This is a genomic window from Pantoea sp. Sc1 (assembly GCF_000255315.1).
GTDB classification, from domain to species: Bacteria; Pseudomonadota; Gammaproteobacteria; order Enterobacterales; family Enterobacteriaceae; genus Pantoea; species Pantoea anthophila.
The window spans coordinates 215,543-232,239 of the sequence record NZ_AJFP01000002.1; the positions used below are offsets into that span (position 1 = coordinate 215,543).

At 57.0% G+C, this 16,697-nt stretch carries 11 protein-coding genes and 1 pseudogene; 2 read left to right on the forward strand and 10 right to left on the reverse strand.

What is annotated here, in order from left to right; genetic code table 11:
- On the reverse strand, nt 1-579 hold the full coding sequence (gene pagP / locus S7A_RS18865; RefSeq protein ID WP_009092923.1) for a lipid IV(A) palmitoyltransferase PagP: 579 nt from the start codon (nt 577-579) through the stop codon (nt 1-3).
- A 434-nt stretch (nt 580-1,013) separates the two neighbouring features.
- Here pagP and fhuE point away from each other — a divergent pair, with 434 nt between their 5' ends.
- On the forward strand, nt 1,014-3,236 hold the full coding sequence (gene fhuE / locus S7A_RS18870; RefSeq protein ID WP_009092924.1) for a ferric-rhodotorulic acid/ferric-coprogen receptor FhuE: 2,223 nt from the start codon (nt 1,014-1,016) through the stop codon (nt 3,234-3,236).
- A gap of 56 nt (nt 3,237-3,292) precedes the next feature.
- On the opposite strand, the gene S7A_RS18875 is transcribed toward fhuE, so the two are convergent.
- Both S7A_RS18875 and S7A_RS18880 read right to left on the reverse strand, forming a co-directional pair.
- Nucleotides 3,293-4,138, reverse strand: a complete 846-nt coding sequence (locus S7A_RS18875) for a VOC family protein (protein ID WP_033736817.1) — start codon at nt 4,136-4,138, stop codon at nt 3,293-3,295.
- Nucleotides 4,139-4,158: 20 nt separating this feature from the next.
- The gene (locus S7A_RS18880) at nt 4,159-5,298 is read right to left on the reverse strand and encodes an amidohydrolase (RefSeq protein WP_033736760.1); all 1,140 of its coding nucleotides are present in this window, start codon (nt 5,296-5,298) and stop codon (nt 4,159-4,161) included.
- 358 nt (nt 5,299-5,656) lie between these two features.
- Between S7A_RS18880 and S7A_RS18885 the strand changes: the two genes are divergently transcribed.
- Nucleotides 5,657-7,087 carry an FAD/NAD(P)-binding protein gene (locus S7A_RS18885; RefSeq protein ID WP_009092927.1) on the forward strand — a complete coding sequence of 477 codons (1,431 nt, stop codon included), beginning with the start codon at nt 5,657-5,659 and terminating at the stop codon, nt 7,085-7,087.
- A gap of 71 nt (nt 7,088-7,158) precedes the next feature.
- Here the strand turns inward: S7A_RS18885 and S7A_RS18890 are convergent, their stop codons facing one another.
- From S7A_RS18890 to S7A_RS18920, 7 genes and pseudogenes are all read right to left on the reverse strand, one after another.
- Nucleotides 7,159-8,394, reverse strand: a complete 1,236-nt coding sequence (locus S7A_RS18890; RefSeq protein WP_009092928.1) for an MFS transporter — start codon at nt 8,392-8,394, stop codon at nt 7,159-7,161.
- A 79-nt stretch (nt 8,395-8,473) separates the two neighbouring features.
- A complete protein-coding gene (locus S7A_RS18895; protein WP_009092929.1) occupies nt 8,474-10,828 on the reverse strand; it encodes a GNAT family N-acetyltransferase in 2,355 nt (784 codons plus the stop codon).
- A gap of 1 nt (nt 10,829) precedes the next feature.
- Nucleotides 10,830-12,122 carry a lysine N(6)-hydroxylase/L-ornithine N(5)-oxygenase family protein gene (locus tag S7A_RS18900; RefSeq protein ID WP_009092930.1) on the reverse strand — a complete coding sequence of 431 codons (1,293 nt, stop codon included), beginning with the start codon at nt 12,120-12,122 and terminating at the stop codon, nt 10,830-10,832.
- Between the two features lies 1 nt (nt 12,123).
- A complete protein-coding gene (locus tag S7A_RS18905) occupies nt 12,124-13,686 on the reverse strand; it encodes an aspartate aminotransferase family protein (protein WP_009092931.1) in 1,563 nt (520 codons plus the stop codon).
- A gap of 511 nt (nt 13,687-14,197) precedes the next feature.
- A complete protein-coding gene (locus S7A_RS18910; RefSeq protein ID WP_009092932.1) occupies nt 14,198-15,571 on the reverse strand; it encodes a PTS ascorbate transporter subunit IIC in 1,374 nt (457 codons plus the stop codon).
- Between the two features lie 29 nt (nt 15,572-15,600).
- Nucleotides 15,601-15,882 (reverse strand): PTS sugar transporter subunit IIB, encoded by a 282-nt coding sequence (locus tag S7A_RS18915; protein WP_009092933.1) that lies wholly within the window; start codon nt 15,880-15,882, stop codon nt 15,601-15,603.
- 48 nt (nt 15,883-15,930) lie between these two features.
- Nucleotides 15,931-16,379, reverse strand: a pseudogene (locus S7A_RS18920) (PTS sugar transporter subunit IIA).
- Nucleotides 16,380-16,697: the final 318 nt, after the last annotated feature.

The window sequence follows — 16,697 nt, forward strand, 5'->3', positions numbered from 1 at the left end:
TCAGAAGTGGTAACGCAGCCAGGCAAAGTAGACGTTGCCGTTATTGTGCGTGCCGGGGATGTAGGTCATCTGGAAATCGAGATCGCCATAGCCGATGGCGGCAAGCGGCAGTATCGCCGGCACCGGGATGTAATCCCAGTTGTGACGGGCCGTCACACCGGCGGTATAACCCGCGCCCCAGTGGAAATTCTGATCGGCCAGCGGACGCCACGTCGCCACCCAGCCGTAGCCGCCAAAGGGCTCCCACTTATTAAAGGAGTCCTTGAACGCCATTAAGTAGATACCGTTCCAGTTGCCTTTCTCGTCGTAGCGGGAGATCCCGCCACCGGCGCCCCAGGGCCTTTCATTATATTTATCAATATGTTCCCGGTCGTAGGTCGCACGGTTGTGCCACGTGATAGCGGGCAGGTAAAAATCGATACCCTGTGGCTGCTGCCAGGTCGTGGCAACGTTATTGCTGAAGGTGTTCCAGCCAGCACTGACATTCTGCACCAGCGTGGCAGACCAGGCAGAATGGGCTGAAAACAGACTCAAAACGGTCGTCGTCATCAGCGCATTGAAAAGGGATGTTTTGCGCATGTGCGAATTCCTGCAATCTCTGGTGTTTAATAAGGTAATAAAAGGGTTAAGGCGGGTATTGTGGCATGAAGAGTGACAACTTCAGGTCAATGAACGGCCCTTACGGGATATTATAGTGACGGTAAGCGAAACGGCACCCGAATTTTTCTGATAAAGCCGCCGGGATTTATCGGGCAGCTTCTCCCATCTCCCTTTTCCCGGCTTCTCCTGCACCGATCATTTCCTGAAAAAACCGGCATCATCTGTTAACAAAATCTTGCAATGAAAATCGCAATGCGTATATTTCTCATTTGCTTTAAAGGTTTATCACACCCGCCTCAGGCGCACAGGGAAAACGTTTCTGGTTCCTCAAACCAAAAGCAGGGCAGCGATGTCCGCAGGATGCACGGTCGTGACAGTGGCAGATAAAAATCATAAAGATAATTGAGGAATAAATGAACGCATTTGAATTTCAGCGTGCCGGGGAAACGGGCGCGACGGCTTCGCACCGCCTGTTCCGCCTCTCCCTGCTGGCTGCCCTGGTCGCCACCTCACTGGGACAGAACGCGGCACGGGCCGCAGAAAGCGCGGCGCCCGCCGTCAGCGATGAGCAGACCCTCACCGTCAGCGCCTCTGCCGATGACGGCGTGACAACGTCACCTGCCACCGATTACAGCGTACCGGTTACCCGTGCAGGCACAAAAATGCTCGGTACCGTGCGGGATGTGCCACAGTCTGTCAGCATCGTCAGTTCGCAACGGATGGCTGACCAGCAACTGCAGTCGCTGGATGACGTTCTGGCTAACACCACCGGCATCCGCGGCGTCAGTGTCGATATGGATCGCACCAGCTACTACTCCCGCGGCTTTTTGATCGACAACTATATGGTCGATGGTATTCCGACCGCGTTTGCCGAGCGCTGGAATCTGGGTGACGCGCAGACTGACATGGCGCTCTATGAGCGTGTTGAAGTGGTGCGCGGGGCAACCGGTCTGCTGACCGGTCCGGGCAATCCCTCTGCCGCCATTAATATGGTGCGCAAACATGCGGACAGCAAAACGTTCGGCGGCACCGTCTCTGCCAGCTACGGCAGCTGGAACAAACAGCGTTATGTGGCCGATCTCTCGGCACCGCTCAGTGACAGCGGCAATGTCCGTGGCCGGCTGATCGCGGGCTGGCAGGATAACAACAGTTTCATTGAGCGCTACGGCGCAAAAAAACAGTTTATCTATGGCGTGGTTGATGCCGACCTGACCGACTCTGCCACGCTCTCGGTCGGGTATGAGTTCAGCCAGGTTAACACCGATTCCACGATGTGGGGGGGCGCGCCGCGCTGGTATACCGACGGGACGCAGATCCACGCCCGTCGCGGCTATAACACCGCGCCTGACTGGGCCTACAACGACAAAGAGAACCGCAAGCTCTTCGTCAACCTGAAACAGGACTTCGCTAACGGCTGGAACCTGACGCTGAACGGCACGCACAATGAGATGCGTCTGGACAGTAAGCAGATCTATCTCGATGGCTTCTTCGATCGCAACAGCGGCGCGGGTGTCTCCTCCTATGCCAACTACCCGGTGGTGGGCGGGACCGGTTACAACACCGGAAAACGCAAGGTGGATGCGGTCGATGCCTTTGCCAGCGGCCCTTATGAGCTGCTGGGACGTCAGCATGAGCTGATGGTGGGCGTCAGTTACAGCCGTCAGGATAATAAATATTTCAGTACGTTTGAGAACATCTCGCCTGAATCGCTGGGCAACTTCAACGATTTCAACGGCCAGTATCCGGAATCGGCCTGGACACCGCGCCTGCCGGCCAGCGATACCCAGCTGGTGCACCAGAAGTCGACCTATATGGCAACCCGTCTGTCGCTGGCCGATCCGCTGCATCTGATCCTCGGCGCCCGTTACACCAACTGGAATCGCGAAACACCCGGCGGTGAGATGGAGAAGAACAACACCACGCCGTATGGCGGTCTGATTTATGACTTCGCCGAAAACTGGTCTGCCTACGCCAGTTACACTTCGGTATTCCAGCCGCAGGATTATCGCGATGTTAGCGGGGCCTATCTGTCGCCGGTGATCGGCAAAAACTATGAGGCCGGTCTGAAATCAGACTGGATGAACAGCCGCTTCACTACCTCACTTTCCGTGTTCCGCACCGAACTGGATAATGTCGGAGAAGCCACCACGCAGATCGTTCAGGGTTCCGGCGATGTGGCCTATATTGGCCGCAAAGGGGTGGTGAGTCGCGGCGTGGAGTTTGAGGTCAACGGCGCATTAACCGATGACTGGCAGATGACCTTTGGCGGCACGCGCTACATCGCAGAAAACCGCGATGGCACGACGTTCAATCCGCAACTGCCGCAGACCAGCTTCAACCTCTTCACCAGCTACCGTCTGCCTGCCCTGCAGGCGCTGACGCTGGGCGGCGGCGTCAACTGGCAGACCCACATCTGGAACGATGTCGGTGCACCGGAAGGCAATGGCACCTGGCGGGCACGTCAGGGCAGCTACGCGCTGGTTGATCTCTTTGCCCGCTATCAGGTGAATAAAAATCTGTCGCTGCAGGGCAACCTGAATAACCTGTTCGACAAGGCGTATGACACCAGCGTCGCCAGTTCGGTGGTCTACGGCGAGCCGCGTAATTTCTCGGTCACCGCCAGCTACACCTTCTGATCGCACTCCATGAAAAACGCCTCAGCCGGGGCGTTTTTTTTGGGATCACGCCGCCTTCAGGCAAAACGCAGCGCCAGATTAAAGCCCTCTCCGGACGCCACGACAATCGCCTCAGCCTGCTCGTGGAACAGAATATTCCCTGTCAGCAACGCGTTTTTCACCAGGGCGAGATCCGTTGTGGCAAACCCCAGCGCCACCATTCGGGCACTGCCATCATAATCCTCCGGCAATGGGCCGAAGCGCTGTTGCGCATAGTCAGCGGAGGCAAAGCGCACCGTGGCAGCCCCGGCGCGCAGCACGAAAGCGCCTTCCGGACAGGCGAGAACCTTTGCGGCACCAAAAAGGCGGCTGTAAACCTGCGCCGCGTGCGCCGGGTCCTGCGCGACGATGACAAACTCACTGATATTCTGCACCCCATTGGGATGGCGCTGCCAGGCGGGCTGCCACACCGTGTCCGGCGTCAGATGCTCGCAGAAAAAGGATCGGCCATTGGGGATCAGTGAGGCACGCAGCCGCACGGTCCGGAAGTGCGCTTCACTGACCGAGCCATCCGGCAGGGTCACCGGCCGCCAGAAGGCAGCAGGCGGGTCGCCATCCAGATCCTGTCTTTCCAGGTGCAGAAACTCACTCTCTGCATCGCTGCTTTTCCACACCAGTCCGCTTAGTCCCAGCGGTGGATTCCACAGGTCGGCACGCTGGCTGCCTTTGCCGGGCTCATAGCCGAGCAGCTCCAGATAATTTTCGCCAAAAATAGCCAGATGATTGCTTGAACCCAGCGAGTGGTGGCCCCGCGCGGTGAGCTGAAAGCCGAGCCGCCGGAAGCGGGCGCTGGCGTTATCCAGCTGGTCGGCCACATTAATAACCGCGTGGTCGAGAACCGGTTGCGGCACCGGAACAGCGATCGTCATACGCTTTTTTTTCGTCATTGCGCTACCACTCTCTGCAGCGCGCGCGGCACCAGCCGGGTAAAATACGCCACGGCCGGGCCTATCAGCGCCTCATCCGGATCGAAAGCGGCGTGATGCAAACCATACTCGCTGGCACTGCCGATGCTGACAAAGGCGCCCGGCACCTGTTGCAGGTAGAAAGCAAAATCTTCGCCACCCATCTGTGGCGTCTCCGCCTGTTCAGCGAGATAGCCGCTCTCGCGGGCGACATCCAGCGCCACCTCCACCCACGCCGGGGTATTGATCAGCGCAGGCGGACCAGCCGTCCATGCCAGTTCCGCGGTCGCGCCAAATCCGCCAGCAATACCCTGAATCAGCGCCCGGATGCGATGCGGGATCTGCTCGCGGATCGCGCTGTTGTGGGTGCGCACGGTTCCCTCCAGTTCGACGGTCTGGGGCAGCACATTCCAGGTATTCCCGGCGGTAAACCGCGTGACGCTCAGCACGACGGTTTCCAGCGAGCTGAACACCCGACTCGGCAGGGTCTGCAGGGCCGTCACAATATGGCTGGCCACCACAATAGAATCGATGCCCTCCTGGGGGCGGGCAGCATGCGCGCCTTTGCCCGTAACGCGGATCACAAAGCGATCTACATTGGCATAAAACGCGCCCGGGCGGCTGCGCAGGGTGCCCAGCGGCAGGTCGGGGGCATTATGCAGGCCAAATATCGCCTTCACACCCTCCAGCGCACCCGCCGCGATCAGCTGCTGCGCACCATCGAAGGTCTCCTCAGCAGGCTGAAACAGAATCCGCACCCGGCCTGGCAGCGTGCTTTCCTGCTGCTTCAGCTGCAGGGCAACGCCCAGCATGACGGCGCTGTGAACGTCATGGCCGCAGGCGTGCATCACACCCGGCTGGCGGGATCGCCACGGGCGGTCGGTGATCTCCTCAATCGGTAGCGCATCTATGTCAGCACGCAGGGCGATGAGCGCTTCACCGTGACCCATTTCTGCCACCACGCCCGTTTTCAGCCCCAGCGGCAACAGCCGTATTCCGGCCTCGGTGAGCCAGCGGCTCAGGCGTTCCGTGGTGGCAAATTCATGATTGGAGAGTTCAGGATGCTGGTGCAGTTCACGTCGCCACTGCACCAGCTGTTCGGTTAAAGGCAATGTCATGGTTATCCCTGTGTTTCCGGCAGAAAAGGCTCGCCCGGCGTCAGCATCAGGCGACTGGCCCAGGCAAAAAAGGTTGGACATGAATCAGAGCAGGCAGGGAGAGCATGGCGCAGGGTGAAATAACGTCTTCATGATAAATTCCTTTGTTATTAATTGCCTCAGCAGGCGGAATCATCATCGAATGACGCAGGGCGCAGATAAAGAAACGAATTGGTCAAAGCTTATCTGAAAAAAATAAATGCGGATTGCTGTCAGCTTCTCATACCAGTCGAATCATCCGCCACTCTCTATGATAGTGGTTATAATTGTGCATATTTTGTTCGTAGTTAACAGATAACCCTATCCCGATGGAGTTTCTATGAATAATCTGCATGTTGCTATCATTGGTGCTGGCGCAACCGGCGTGGCCGCGTTTATTGCCCTTGTCCGACAGGGGGCCTGCAAACGCATTACACTGCTGGATGCGTCGGGGCCCGCCATCGGGCAGGTTTATGCCAGTCAACATCCGGAACTCCTCTGTAATACCTCTGTTGAATTAATGTCTCTGTTACCGCCGCACTATCACGATTTACTTCATTACCTGCATGAGCATACAAATAACGAGATTACGCTGGCAGATTTTGTTTCCCGTAAAATCATCGGAGATTATATTCAGGACCGATATACCCGTTATCTCTCCCTGGCTTATCAGCAGGGCATAAGCGTCTCCTTTATCAGGGATGCGGGGAAACAGGTTATGCGTCAGCCGGGCGGTGATTATCTTATCGAAACCCGGCAGAGCGGCACCATTAAAGCCGATGCGGTAATCGTCTGCACCGGTTACACGCATCCCGCGATTCCTGAGGCCCTGGCATCCTATCAGGGCGATCCTCTGTTTTTTGCTTCACCCTATCCGGAAAAACTGATGCTGGAAAAGATCCGGCCGGATAGTCATGTCCTCATCGTGGGAACACGGCTCTCCGCGATAGATGCGGCATTAGTTCTTTGCCGACAGGGGTGCCGGGTCAGCCTGGTTTCTCCCTCCGGCGACCTGCCGGCGGTGCGCTCTGCCGTCATGCTCAGACCCATTCAGGCTTCGCGACTCGCCTGGCTTACAGACAGCGCGGTAATCAGTGAACAGGTCAGGCCGGACATCAGAAAATGGGTGATCCGGCTGCTGGCTCACGCCTCGGCGACCTCCCTCAGAGAGCAGTTTGTCGCAGAGGCGGAGAGTATCCAGCGACTGCGGAAAGAGAGTGAACTGGCGCGTCAGGACAAAACGGAATGGCAGTACAGGATTGTCGGAATGATTAACGCGATCAATCAGCATTCGCACACACTCCCCGAGGCGGTTAAGCACTCCCTGAGCGCCTTTCTGCGGGCAACGGGACGCTATATCAGCGCGATGCCCTTAAAGAATGCCGAAAAATTGCTTGGTTATGTTGATTGCGGGTTATTAAGCGTTGAAAAGCTGAGGGCTGACTCTCTGCAGAAATCTGATTCGGGCTGGACCCTCAGCAACCCGCAGGGCGAAATCACACACTTTGATGCCCTTGTCTGTGCCACCGGCTACGCACCGCCCAGACATTCGATGACCCATAATGGGCTGATCCTCGCGGATGCGCGTGACGCTTCAGCCGCACCGCCCCGGCTGAATAACCATTTGCAGCTGCATCTGACCCACAGGGTGTCGCCTGAATCTGTCTGGCTGGCAGGCATATCAACGCATCTGTCCGTCCCGGTGGTGAATGCGCTGTTTGTCGCGGTCGAACAGGTGAACAGAATTGCACTACAAATCAGAAGCTTATAAAGATTGAGTGACTGCGTTGTGATGCCGTCAGAGCAAGAGGCCTGCGTCCGGCCCCTTACCCTGACGAGACGCTACTCAGTACAGAGTGCCTGCTGGCGACACTGACTTTCGCGCAGAAACGCGCTGACCAGAACGAGCCACAGCAGACCGCAGGTCAGATTCACCAGGCTAAAGCCGCCGGTGCCGAAGCTGAAATAAGCCGTTTTCGCGGCTTCAATGCCCAGCGCAATAATCAGGATGCTCACCATGCCCAGCAGTGCCGCGACGCTGCCTTTTCCGGCGCTGCTGGAAAAGAGCGTCATACGGTAAAGTCCGGCGTTAATCAGCCCGGTGCCGAAGCCGTAGAGACTCATTCCGGCAGTGAGCCACAGATAGCTTTGCGGATTCAGCAGGGTGGCAACCACCGCAACGGTCAGTCCGCAGACTACTGGCCAGGCACCCAGCTTTACCGGCTGTTCAATCGGCAGACGGCTGGATAAACGGCCCAGCGTCAGGTTGCCCGCAATCATCGCGGCAAAGACCGGCAGCTGAAGCAGGGCATAGTCGATGCGGCTCAGTTGCGCGCCGTGGATCAGGATGACGGGTGAAAGCGCCACCCAGGCAATGCAGGGGACGCTGACCAGTCCGATAGCCAGTGAACCGCGCATCACCTGACGATCCTTCAGCAACGCCGCGTAACCGCTGATAATCGATCGCAGCGACAGCGCTTTTTGACGATCGCCCGCCGTTTCAGGCATGGCATACCAGAGCCCGGCCAGCGCCAGCGCCGCAACAGCGCCAATCAGCCAGAACAGCGTGCGCCATTCTCCCACGGTCAGAAACGCCGCGCCCGCCAGCGGCCCGGCCAGCGGAGCCAGCAGGGCGACGTTGGCCATCAGCGCCATCATTTTGATGCTGAGCGACTCGGTGAACGCCTCCTGGATCGCCGCATAACCCACTGCACCGATGAAACAGAGGCTGATCCCCTGCAGGAAGCGCAGCAGAACGAACTGCTCAATGCTTTGTACCCAGTGCGTTGCGATGCAGGAGAGCATAAAGAAGGTCACGCCACCGATCAGCACCGGACGCCGTCCGATGCGGTCCGAGAGCGGGCCAAGCAGCCACTGCAGCAGGATGCCACCGGCCAGGTAAGCAGTCAGGGAGGTGGAGACCCACTCCGGCCCCACCTTAAACTCCTGAGTCACCAGCAGCATCCCGGGCTGGATCATGTCATGGGCGATATAGGTCGCAAACTCAAACAACACCAGCGACAGGGGAAAGATCAGATGCCGCCGGGTCAGCTTTGCGACCGGAATAAAAGAGGACATTACAGATTCCTGCGATAACTCATTAAAAAAAAGGCGATCACCCAGGTGACCGCCTGACTATTACGTGACAGGGTAACGCTTAGCGCCAGCGCGCGATCGGGTTGACCAGGGTGCCGGCAAATTTCAGGTTTTCCGCCGGGTCGGTGAGGTTGATCATCTGCTGGTTGTTGGCCAGCTGCAGGCGGTTGAGGCAGGAGCGGGTGAACTCTGGCGCAAACATGTCATAGCGAGCAAACTTCGTCGCCAGTTGCGGATGCGCCTGCTGATAATCCTTCACGCATTCCGCTACCGACTGCCAGAACTGATCCTCCGGCAGTGTGCCTGACTGGTCGAGGATCGCGCTGATAAAGCGGAAAATGCAGTCAAAGACGTCGGTGAAGATCGACAGCAGTTTAAGCTCCTCCGGCACATCCACCGCCAGTCGCTGCACACCCTCCGGCAGCACGGCATCCGGGTTCATCACCGCGATCTCCTCGCCGATATCCTTCATATAGGCGCTGACCGGTACGTTGTTTTCCAGCAGCATAATCAGGTTTTCGCCGTGTGGCATAAACACCAGGTCATGCTGATAGAAGCAGTGCAGTAGCGGGCTGAGGTAGCAGGTCAGATAGCGATCAATCCACTGCTTCGCGGGTAAACCGGAATCGGCAATCAGCGCGGGCAGCAACGCCTGCTGATGGTGATCGACGTGCAGGAACGAGGCCATGGTCATCAGACGCTGACCGGGTTGCAGGCTGGCCGCCGGATTGTCGCGCCACAGGGCGGCAAACATCTTCTTGTAAGCGGAATCGCCTTTAATCGCCTGTTCGTAATAGCGGTTGTGATAGCCGACCGAGGCAACTTCGCGCAGGATGCGGAAATCGCACTTCTTCAGCCAGGCATCGCCTGTCACCAGCTGCTCCAGCCAGCCGTTGATGGCCGGTGTGGTCGCCATGTAGTAGGGCGACAGACCGCGCATAAAGCCCATGTTCAGCACCGAAAGCGCGGTTTTCACGTAGCGCTTTTCCGGCTGACTGCGGTTAAAGAAGGTGCGGATGGACTGCTGCGCCTGATAGGCGTCGTCGCCCGTGCCGAGCCAGACAATATCGTGATTCGCGATGTCCGCGGCGAAAACCGTCAGCAGTTTGTTCTGCCACTGCCACGGGTGCACCGGCATCAGAATATACTCCTCAACCGCCAGCCCTTTTTGCTCCAGCTGCGCATTAAACTGCTCAACGGTGTTCTGGCCCAGTTCATCACGCAGCAGCTGCTCGTAACTCAGCTCGCTCAGGCTGGCGAAATGCGCATTGCGGCGGTGGACCGCGACCCAGATAAGGTGAACCGGCGCGGCGGCTTCGGGTGCATAGGCCAGGTAGTCCTGCGCATCAAAGCCGATGCGGCCGTTGTTCGCGACAAAGCAGGGATGACCTTCGGTCATGGCCGCTTCAACGGTCTGGAAATCCGCGGAGACCAGTGCCTGACTGTCCGGATTGTGCTTCTGCAGTTTATAGACAGCGCTGCAGAGGGTGCTGCTGATCTCTTCCATGTAGGTAGCCAGCAGCGCCTGGGGAATGCCGATCTCCCCGTTGAACTCCACGATAAACTTCAGCGCATCCAGCGGCAGATCATGGCCATTCTCCTGCTTACGCAGTGAACCCGCGTCAATCTCCCAGTGATCCAGCGCCAGCCGCGCCGCGCGGAAATGGTAGCTCGCCTCGCCACCTGGCACCGCCAGCTGATAGCTGCCGTTGCCGGATTCCTGTGGCGCGATAATTTTTTCATGCGCAAACTCGGCAATCGCTTTGCGGATCAGCATGCGGTTTGCCTGCGCCCAGTTGTCGCCCGTCAGATGCGTGCCGTTCATCAGTGAAGAGGGGGTGGTCATAGTCTGCGACTCCTGCAGTAACGCGTGTTGATAATCTTCCCGCTGGCAGAAGGCCAGCCAGGCGGTTTTATGGCCCAGATCGAGGGTATGCTGATAGCGGAAACCGGCACGCCTGTTCAGAACGTGGATCTTCTCGTTGCGCACGTCCGGCTCGACCACCACGCGGTTCACTTCGGGACGGCTGAACATATAGTCCATCACCAGCGAAAAGACCTGCCAGCTGAACGCGCGGATCGGCTTGCTGGCCGGGGCAATCAGGATGTGCATGCCGTAGTCATCGGGCGCAGCTGGGTAAAATTTTCCAATCTCATCATCACAGGCGCGATAACACTCAATCAGACAGATCGGCTGATCGTTGCAGCAGCCAATCAGTGCCGCTTTGGGATCCTGTGCCGTCAGTGTCTGATAGAACGCCGCAACCTGCTCCAGGCTCTGCTGCTGCATGCCCCAGAAGCGCGCATAGTCGCGGGTGACCCAGCTGTGGATGAGCGGCGCATCGCTGGCCTGCATCGGACGAAGGGTGAACAGACCCGCGGGACGGCGGGCGCTGAACAGGACAGATGAACTCATTTCAGCGCTCCGTTTTAGCCGGGAAGGTCTGGAAGGCGATCTGACGCTCGATCGGGTAAACCTCGCGTCCGGTCAGTTCGCGCAGCAGCACCGAGTTGCGGTAGCAGGCCATCCCCAGATCCGGGGTGACAAAGCCGTGGGTGTGTAGCTCGGCGTTTTGGACAAAGACCTGATTGTGATGGTCAATGCTGTAGTTGCGCTGCACGTCGTAGCGACCTTTCTCATCCCAGCGCAGACGCGTGGTGATCCCCTCCAGAAACATCGGTGGCCGATAGTGATAGCCGGTTGCCATCACCAGCCCTTCGGTGCGGCGGGTAAAGGTACAGTCCTGCTCCTCCTGATGCAGCGTCAGCTCAAATTCCCCCTCCGGCAGCCAGCGCATCGCGGTCAGGGCCGAGTGGGTGAAGAGATTGACGTTCAGATCGCCATCGAGCTGTTTAACGTACATCAGATCGTAAATGTCATTAATCAGGCTGCTGTTGATCCCCTTGTAGAGGTTCTTATGCCGGGCATTGAGTTCGTCGCGGGTGCTGGCAGGCAGGGCGTGGAAGTAGTCCACCCACTCTGGCGAAGTCATCTCCAGCGTCAGCTTGGTGTACTCCAGCGGGTAAAAGCGCGGCGCACGGGTGATCCAGTTGAGCTGATAACCAAAGCGATCGATATCGGTCAGCAGGTCATAGTAGATCTCGGCTGCACTCTGACCGCTGCCCAGCACGGTTATCGACCGCTTCTGCTGCAACGCGGCTTTGTTCGCCAGATAGTGACTGGAGTGGGTCAGGCGCTGACGATGCGGCTGGCTGCACTCCGGCATCCAGGCCACCGGGCCGGTGCCGAGAATCAGATGGCGCGCCTGATAACGCTGTTTCTCGCCGCTGCGGGTCTCTCTGACCTCCAGCTGATAGAGGCCGGAGGCCTCATCGTAGCTGACATACTCGACGTGGCTGTTCCAGCGCAGATTTGACAGCTTCGAGCTGGCCCACTGGCAATACTGGTTGTACTCCTTGCGCATCAGGAAGAAGTCTTCCCGGATGTAGAACGAGTAGAGTTTCCCCTTCTCCTTCATGTAATTAAGCAGGCTGTACGGGCTGGTCGGATCGGCCAGCGTCACCAGGTCAGCCATAAACGGGGTCTGCAGATGAGCGCTTTCCAGCATCATGCCGGTGTGCCAGTCAAATCCCGGATTCTCATCCAGGAAAAGACCGTTCAGACCCTCAACCGGCTCACTCAGGCAGGCGAGACTCAGGTTGAAAGGGCCGATGCCGATGCCAATAAAATCGTAAACAGGACTCTTCATTTCACATCTCTCCCTGGTTCGCCGCGCGCAGCGCAGACGCCCGGACCTGCTCGCGGCCATAGTGCGCAATCAGGCTCAGCACATCTTCGAGGTCGGCAGGGGTCGTGGTCGGATTTAGCAGGGTAAATTTCAGATACTGGCGGCCGTCGACTTTGGTGCCGGCAATCACGGCATTTCCGGAGCGGAACAGCGCTTTGCGGATTGCGGCGTTGATTTCGTCGATCTGCGCATCACTGGCGTGTTTGCCCGGTACGTAACGGAAAATCTGGGTGGTCAGCTCCGGGGCGTGCAGCACTTCGATAGACGGGTGATCGCTCAGCAGCTGATGCGCCGTCTGCGTCAGCGCGATCAGAGTATCGAAGGCCTCACCCAGCGCCGCCGGCCCCATGACGCGCAGCGTCAGCCACATTTTCAGGGCATCAAAACGGCGGGTGGTCTGAATGCTCTTGTTGACCAGATTTGGCGTCCCTTCCTGCTGGGCGCTGAGCGGATTCAGGTAGTCGGCATGGTGGGTGACATGCTTCAGGTTCTGGCTATCCCGGACGAAGAAGGCCCCGCAGCTGACGGTCTGGAAGAAGGATTTGTGATAATCGACGGTGACGGAATCCGCCCGTTCAATGCCGTTCAGACGTGAGCGATGCTGCTCAGAGACCAGCAGCCCGCAGCCATAGGCGGCGTCAACGTGCATCCATAAACCGTAATCGTCACAGAGACGGGCGATTTCCGGCAGCGGATCGATGCTGCCAAAATCGGTGGTGCCGCTGGTGGCGACAACCGCAATCGGGATCAGCCCTTCGCTGCGGCAGCGCTCAATCTCCTGCGCCAGCAGGGCCGGGTCCATACGGAACTGCTCGTCGTGATCGATAGCGATCACCGCATCGTAACCCAGCCCCAGGATCGCCATCGATTTCTGGATGCTGAAGTGGCTCAGCTTCGACGTAAAGACGCGCCACTTCGGAGCGGTCTCTGGCAGGCCGCGCTGCTTGATCAGGTGACCGGGATGATGCGCCGCGCACCAGCTGTCACGCGCCAGCAGCATCGCCATCAGATTCGACTGGGTGCCGCCACTGGTGAAGATCCCGTCTGATCCGGCGGGCAGGCCGATGCGGCCCAGCGTCCAGTCGATCACCTTCTGCTCAATGAGGGTGCCGCCTGCGCTCTGATCCCAGGTATCCACCGAGCTGTTCACCGCCGCCATGATCTGTTCAGCCATCAGCGAAGGCAGCACAACAGGGCAGTTGAGGTGCGCCAGATATTTCGGGTGATGGAACCAGACGGCGTCACGCAGATAGAGCTGACTCAGCTCCGCCAGAGCGTCATCGTTGTTACCCAGAGGACGGTCAAGATCGACATCGCTGAATTCCGCCGCCAGTTCATGAGGCAGGATGCCGCTGAACGGCTTCTCGACACCGGTGACGGTGCGGGTCATCAGCGCCAGCACCTCCTGCGTCTGCTGCGACCAGGCAGCCAGTTGCCGATCGTTGAAAATCGCCGTTTCGGCCGTGCAGGCAGTGGAGGCCGGTTCGAAGTCCTGTGCCGATTGAATAGATGAGCGTAAAAGCATGTTCAGTTCCTGTGCGTTAAAACCATAACCCTGCCGACCTGAATCAGCAGCGTGGGATATCCGCTCAAAACTCCAGTAAACATAAAAATGACTAACCAGATAAAAGCCCTGACAATCCTGGGGACCAGGGTTTTCATCCTGAAACAGGTAAATACCGCATATTTTTTGTGGATTAGGCCGCGTTTATCGCGTTGTTATATGCGGATGAGAGTGTAAATGTTAATCATTATCATTCAAATGTTTTGTTGTTAAATTTTATTTATTAGCGCATCTAATGTTGAAAGTGTGACTCAGATCACTTTTTTGAATCGGAATAGTCCTTTTTTTTGCGGCTTTCAGGGCCAGCAGAAGGCCGTGAAACAGGCAAAATAGCGCCTGCAGGCGGAGCAGAAGAGAATGGAGAGGGGATGGAAAAGGGGCGTCTGACGGCTCTGAGAAGGGCGGCACTCACCTGAAAAGAAACAACCAGAAAGTCACGCCTGCCCTTTCTGGTTGGGAACAAAAATGGAAACTAGCCTGCATCGGTTTCGGCAGGCATTTTCTTTCTGGCGGTGAAGTTATAGAGCACTAACAGAGCGAAAATACCGGTAACGATCAGGGTAATGGTGCCCTTATCCATAAAGTGAGCCATGTTGCCCAGCAGAATGCCTGTGACGCCGAAGTCGGTGTCTGAGAAGGTGGTGTTGGTCAGCCCAATCTGTCCCAGCACGGGCAGCAGCGCCACCGGCAGGAAGGTGATTAACAGGCCATGTGCAAAGGCCCCGCAAATCGCCCCGCGTTTGCCGCCGGTCGCATTACCAAAGACCCCCGCGGTGGCACCGCAGAAGAAGTGAGGAACCACACCCGGCAGAATCAAAACCCAGTGCAGCTGGCCGAGGACAAACAGCCCCACCAGACCCCCGGCAAAGCTGGAGATGAAGCCAACCAGAACCGCGTTCGGGGCATAGGGGAAGACAATCGGGCAATCCAGCGCCGGGCGGGCTTCCGGCACCAGTTTTTCTGAAAAGCCGGTAAAGGCCGGAACAATTTCAGCCAGGATTAAGCGAACCCCCTGCAGAATGATGAAGACGCCTGCGGCAAAGGTAATGGCCTGAATAAACGAGTAAACGAGGTAGTTCTGACCATTGCTGAAGGTGGATTCCACATAGGCTTTACCGGCCGAGATCGACAGGATTAAGTAGATAATCATCATCGTCAGTGAGATGGAGATGGTACTGTCGCGCAAAAAACTCAGGTTTTTTGGCATGTTCATCTCTTCGGTCGAGCGCGAGCCTTTTCCGACCAGAGAGCCGATCCAGCCCGACAGGACATAACCGATGGTGCCGGTGTGCGCCAGCGCCACCTGGTCACCGCCAATGATCTTCCGCATATAGGGCTGAGCGATGGCCGGAAACGTGGCCATCAGCATCCCCAGTGCCAGCGAACCGGTATAGATGAGCTGAATGCCTTCAAAACCCGCGACCGATAATATGATCGCGATCATGCAGGCCATATAAAAGGTCACATGCCCTGACAGGTAAATATATTTAAGCCGGGTGAACCTGGCGACGAGGATATTGGCGACCATACCAAAGGCCATAATCATCGTGGTCGGCGCACCATATTTTGCCAGTGCGATAGAGACCATCGCCTCATTATTCGGGATAATGCCCTGAACATTGAACGCATGTTTAAAAATGTCGCCAAGCGGCGTCAGGGAACCGACCAGAACGGTCGCGCCACCGGCCAGCACCAGGAAGCCCAGAATCGTTTTTACCGTGCCCTTAATCACATCCGGGAAGGGTTTCTTCTGCGCAACCAGGCCGAAAAATGCCACCAGTCCGACTAATATAGAGGGCACTTTCAGCACGTCGACGACGAACTGCAAAAGATTTTGAGTAAACATATTAACCTCGAGGGTAAGTGTTTATCGGCTTATAACTGTCCGTTTTTCTCAAAATAGTCTCGTATTTTTTGCTCAATCTCTTTCAGGTCAATAATGTTATTGATGATGATGATTTTCTCTTCCGGAAGATTGGCGCTGTAGGCAATATCTTTTGCCATCACAAAAATATCCGCCACGTCGGGCGTCACCGAGCCGAGATCGGAATGTTCAACCTCAGCCTCCACCCCTAATGTCTTCAGCACTTTTTTGATGTTCATTTCCATCATGAAACTGCTGCCCAGACCTGAACCACACACTGCCATCATCTTCATATCAGACCTCATTCTCTGGTGATCAAAATTAACGTGTTAACGGGTACATCAGACGCCTGACAAAATTGCCAGCAGCGCTTCATGGCTGTCTGCATTAAAAACCTGCGCCATGATGTTCTCATCGGAGAGGACTTCCGCCAGCTGGGAAATCATTTCGATATGGCTGTTACTGTCCGGTGCGGCAAACATAAAAAGCACTTTCACCGGATCGTTCTCTTCAGAATCAAATTTCACCGCCGTTCCCAGCAGCAGCACCGACAGCCCCAGTCCGAGCGCGCCCTGTTCAGGACGAGCGTGAGGCATGGCAATCTGCGGAGCGATAACAAAAAAGGGGCCGATCGCCTTTTTTGCTGGATGATGGCATCAATGTAAGCCTGTGAGATGACGCCTTCGCTGAGCAGAGGACGCCCTGCCAGCACAATCGCTTCCTGCCAGTCAGCCACGCGCTCCACGTACTGAATTCGCTCGCTATTCAACCAATCCGCCAGATGTGACATCGCTGTAATCCTGTCTCTCGTTGCGCGTTCAAAGTTAACGCCACGCAGATGCCGTTTGCGCGTCGCCGCGCTCTTCGGCACGGCTGCGTTCGTTAACTCTCCCTGAACCTGTACAGACACTTTCCAGAGATTCGCCCTGATGACTTCCCGCTGTGAGGGGGCCAGCCGGTGGATGAGTGACCCGGCAACACATCTGTACAGGTTAAAGATGTCTAGTCATCCTGATGATGTCCTTCGACGTGTAGGGACACAACCGCTAAAATTAAAATATGGCTACACAGGCTTAACATCTGTGCCAATTTGATAGGTTGGTCACAT

Bases quoted from the DNA above. Each gene is read 5' to 3' on its own strand.
- S7A_RS18885 (WP_009092927.1), top strand. From the start codon at position 5,657: ATGAATAATCTGCATGTTGCTATCATTGGTGCTGGCGCAACCGGCGTG.
- S7A_RS18910 (WP_009092932.1), bottom strand. From the start codon at position 15,571: ATGTTTACTCAAAATCTTTTGCAGTTCGTCGTCGACGTGCTGAAAGTG.
- pagP (WP_009092923.1), bottom strand. From the start codon at position 579: ATGCGCAAAACATCCCTTTTCAATGCGCTGATGACGACGACCGTTTTG.
- S7A_RS18915 (WP_009092933.1), bottom strand. From the start codon at position 15,882: ATGAAGATGATGGCAGTGTGTGGTTCAGGTCTGGGCAGCAGTTTCATG.
- S7A_RS18905 (WP_009092931.1), bottom strand. From the start codon at position 13,686: ATGCTTTTACGCTCATCTATTCAATCGGCACAGGACTTCGAACCGGCC.
- S7A_RS18900 (WP_009092930.1), bottom strand. From the start codon at position 12,122: ATGAAGAGTCCTGTTTACGATTTTATTGGCATCGGCATCGGCCCTTTC.
- S7A_RS18880 (WP_033736760.1), bottom strand. From the start codon at position 5,298: ATGACATTGCCTTTAACCGAACAGCTGGTGCAGTGGCGACGTGAACTG.
- S7A_RS18895 (WP_009092929.1), bottom strand. From the start codon at position 10,828: ATGAGTTCATCTGTCCTGTTCAGCGCCCGCCGTCCCGCGGGTCTGTTC.
- fhuE (WP_009092924.1), top strand. From the start codon at position 1,014: ATGAACGCATTTGAATTTCAGCGTGCCGGGGAAACGGGCGCGACGGCT.
- S7A_RS18890 (WP_009092928.1), bottom strand. From the start codon at position 8,394: ATGTCCTCTTTTATTCCGGTCGCAAAGCTGACCCGGCGGCATCTGATC.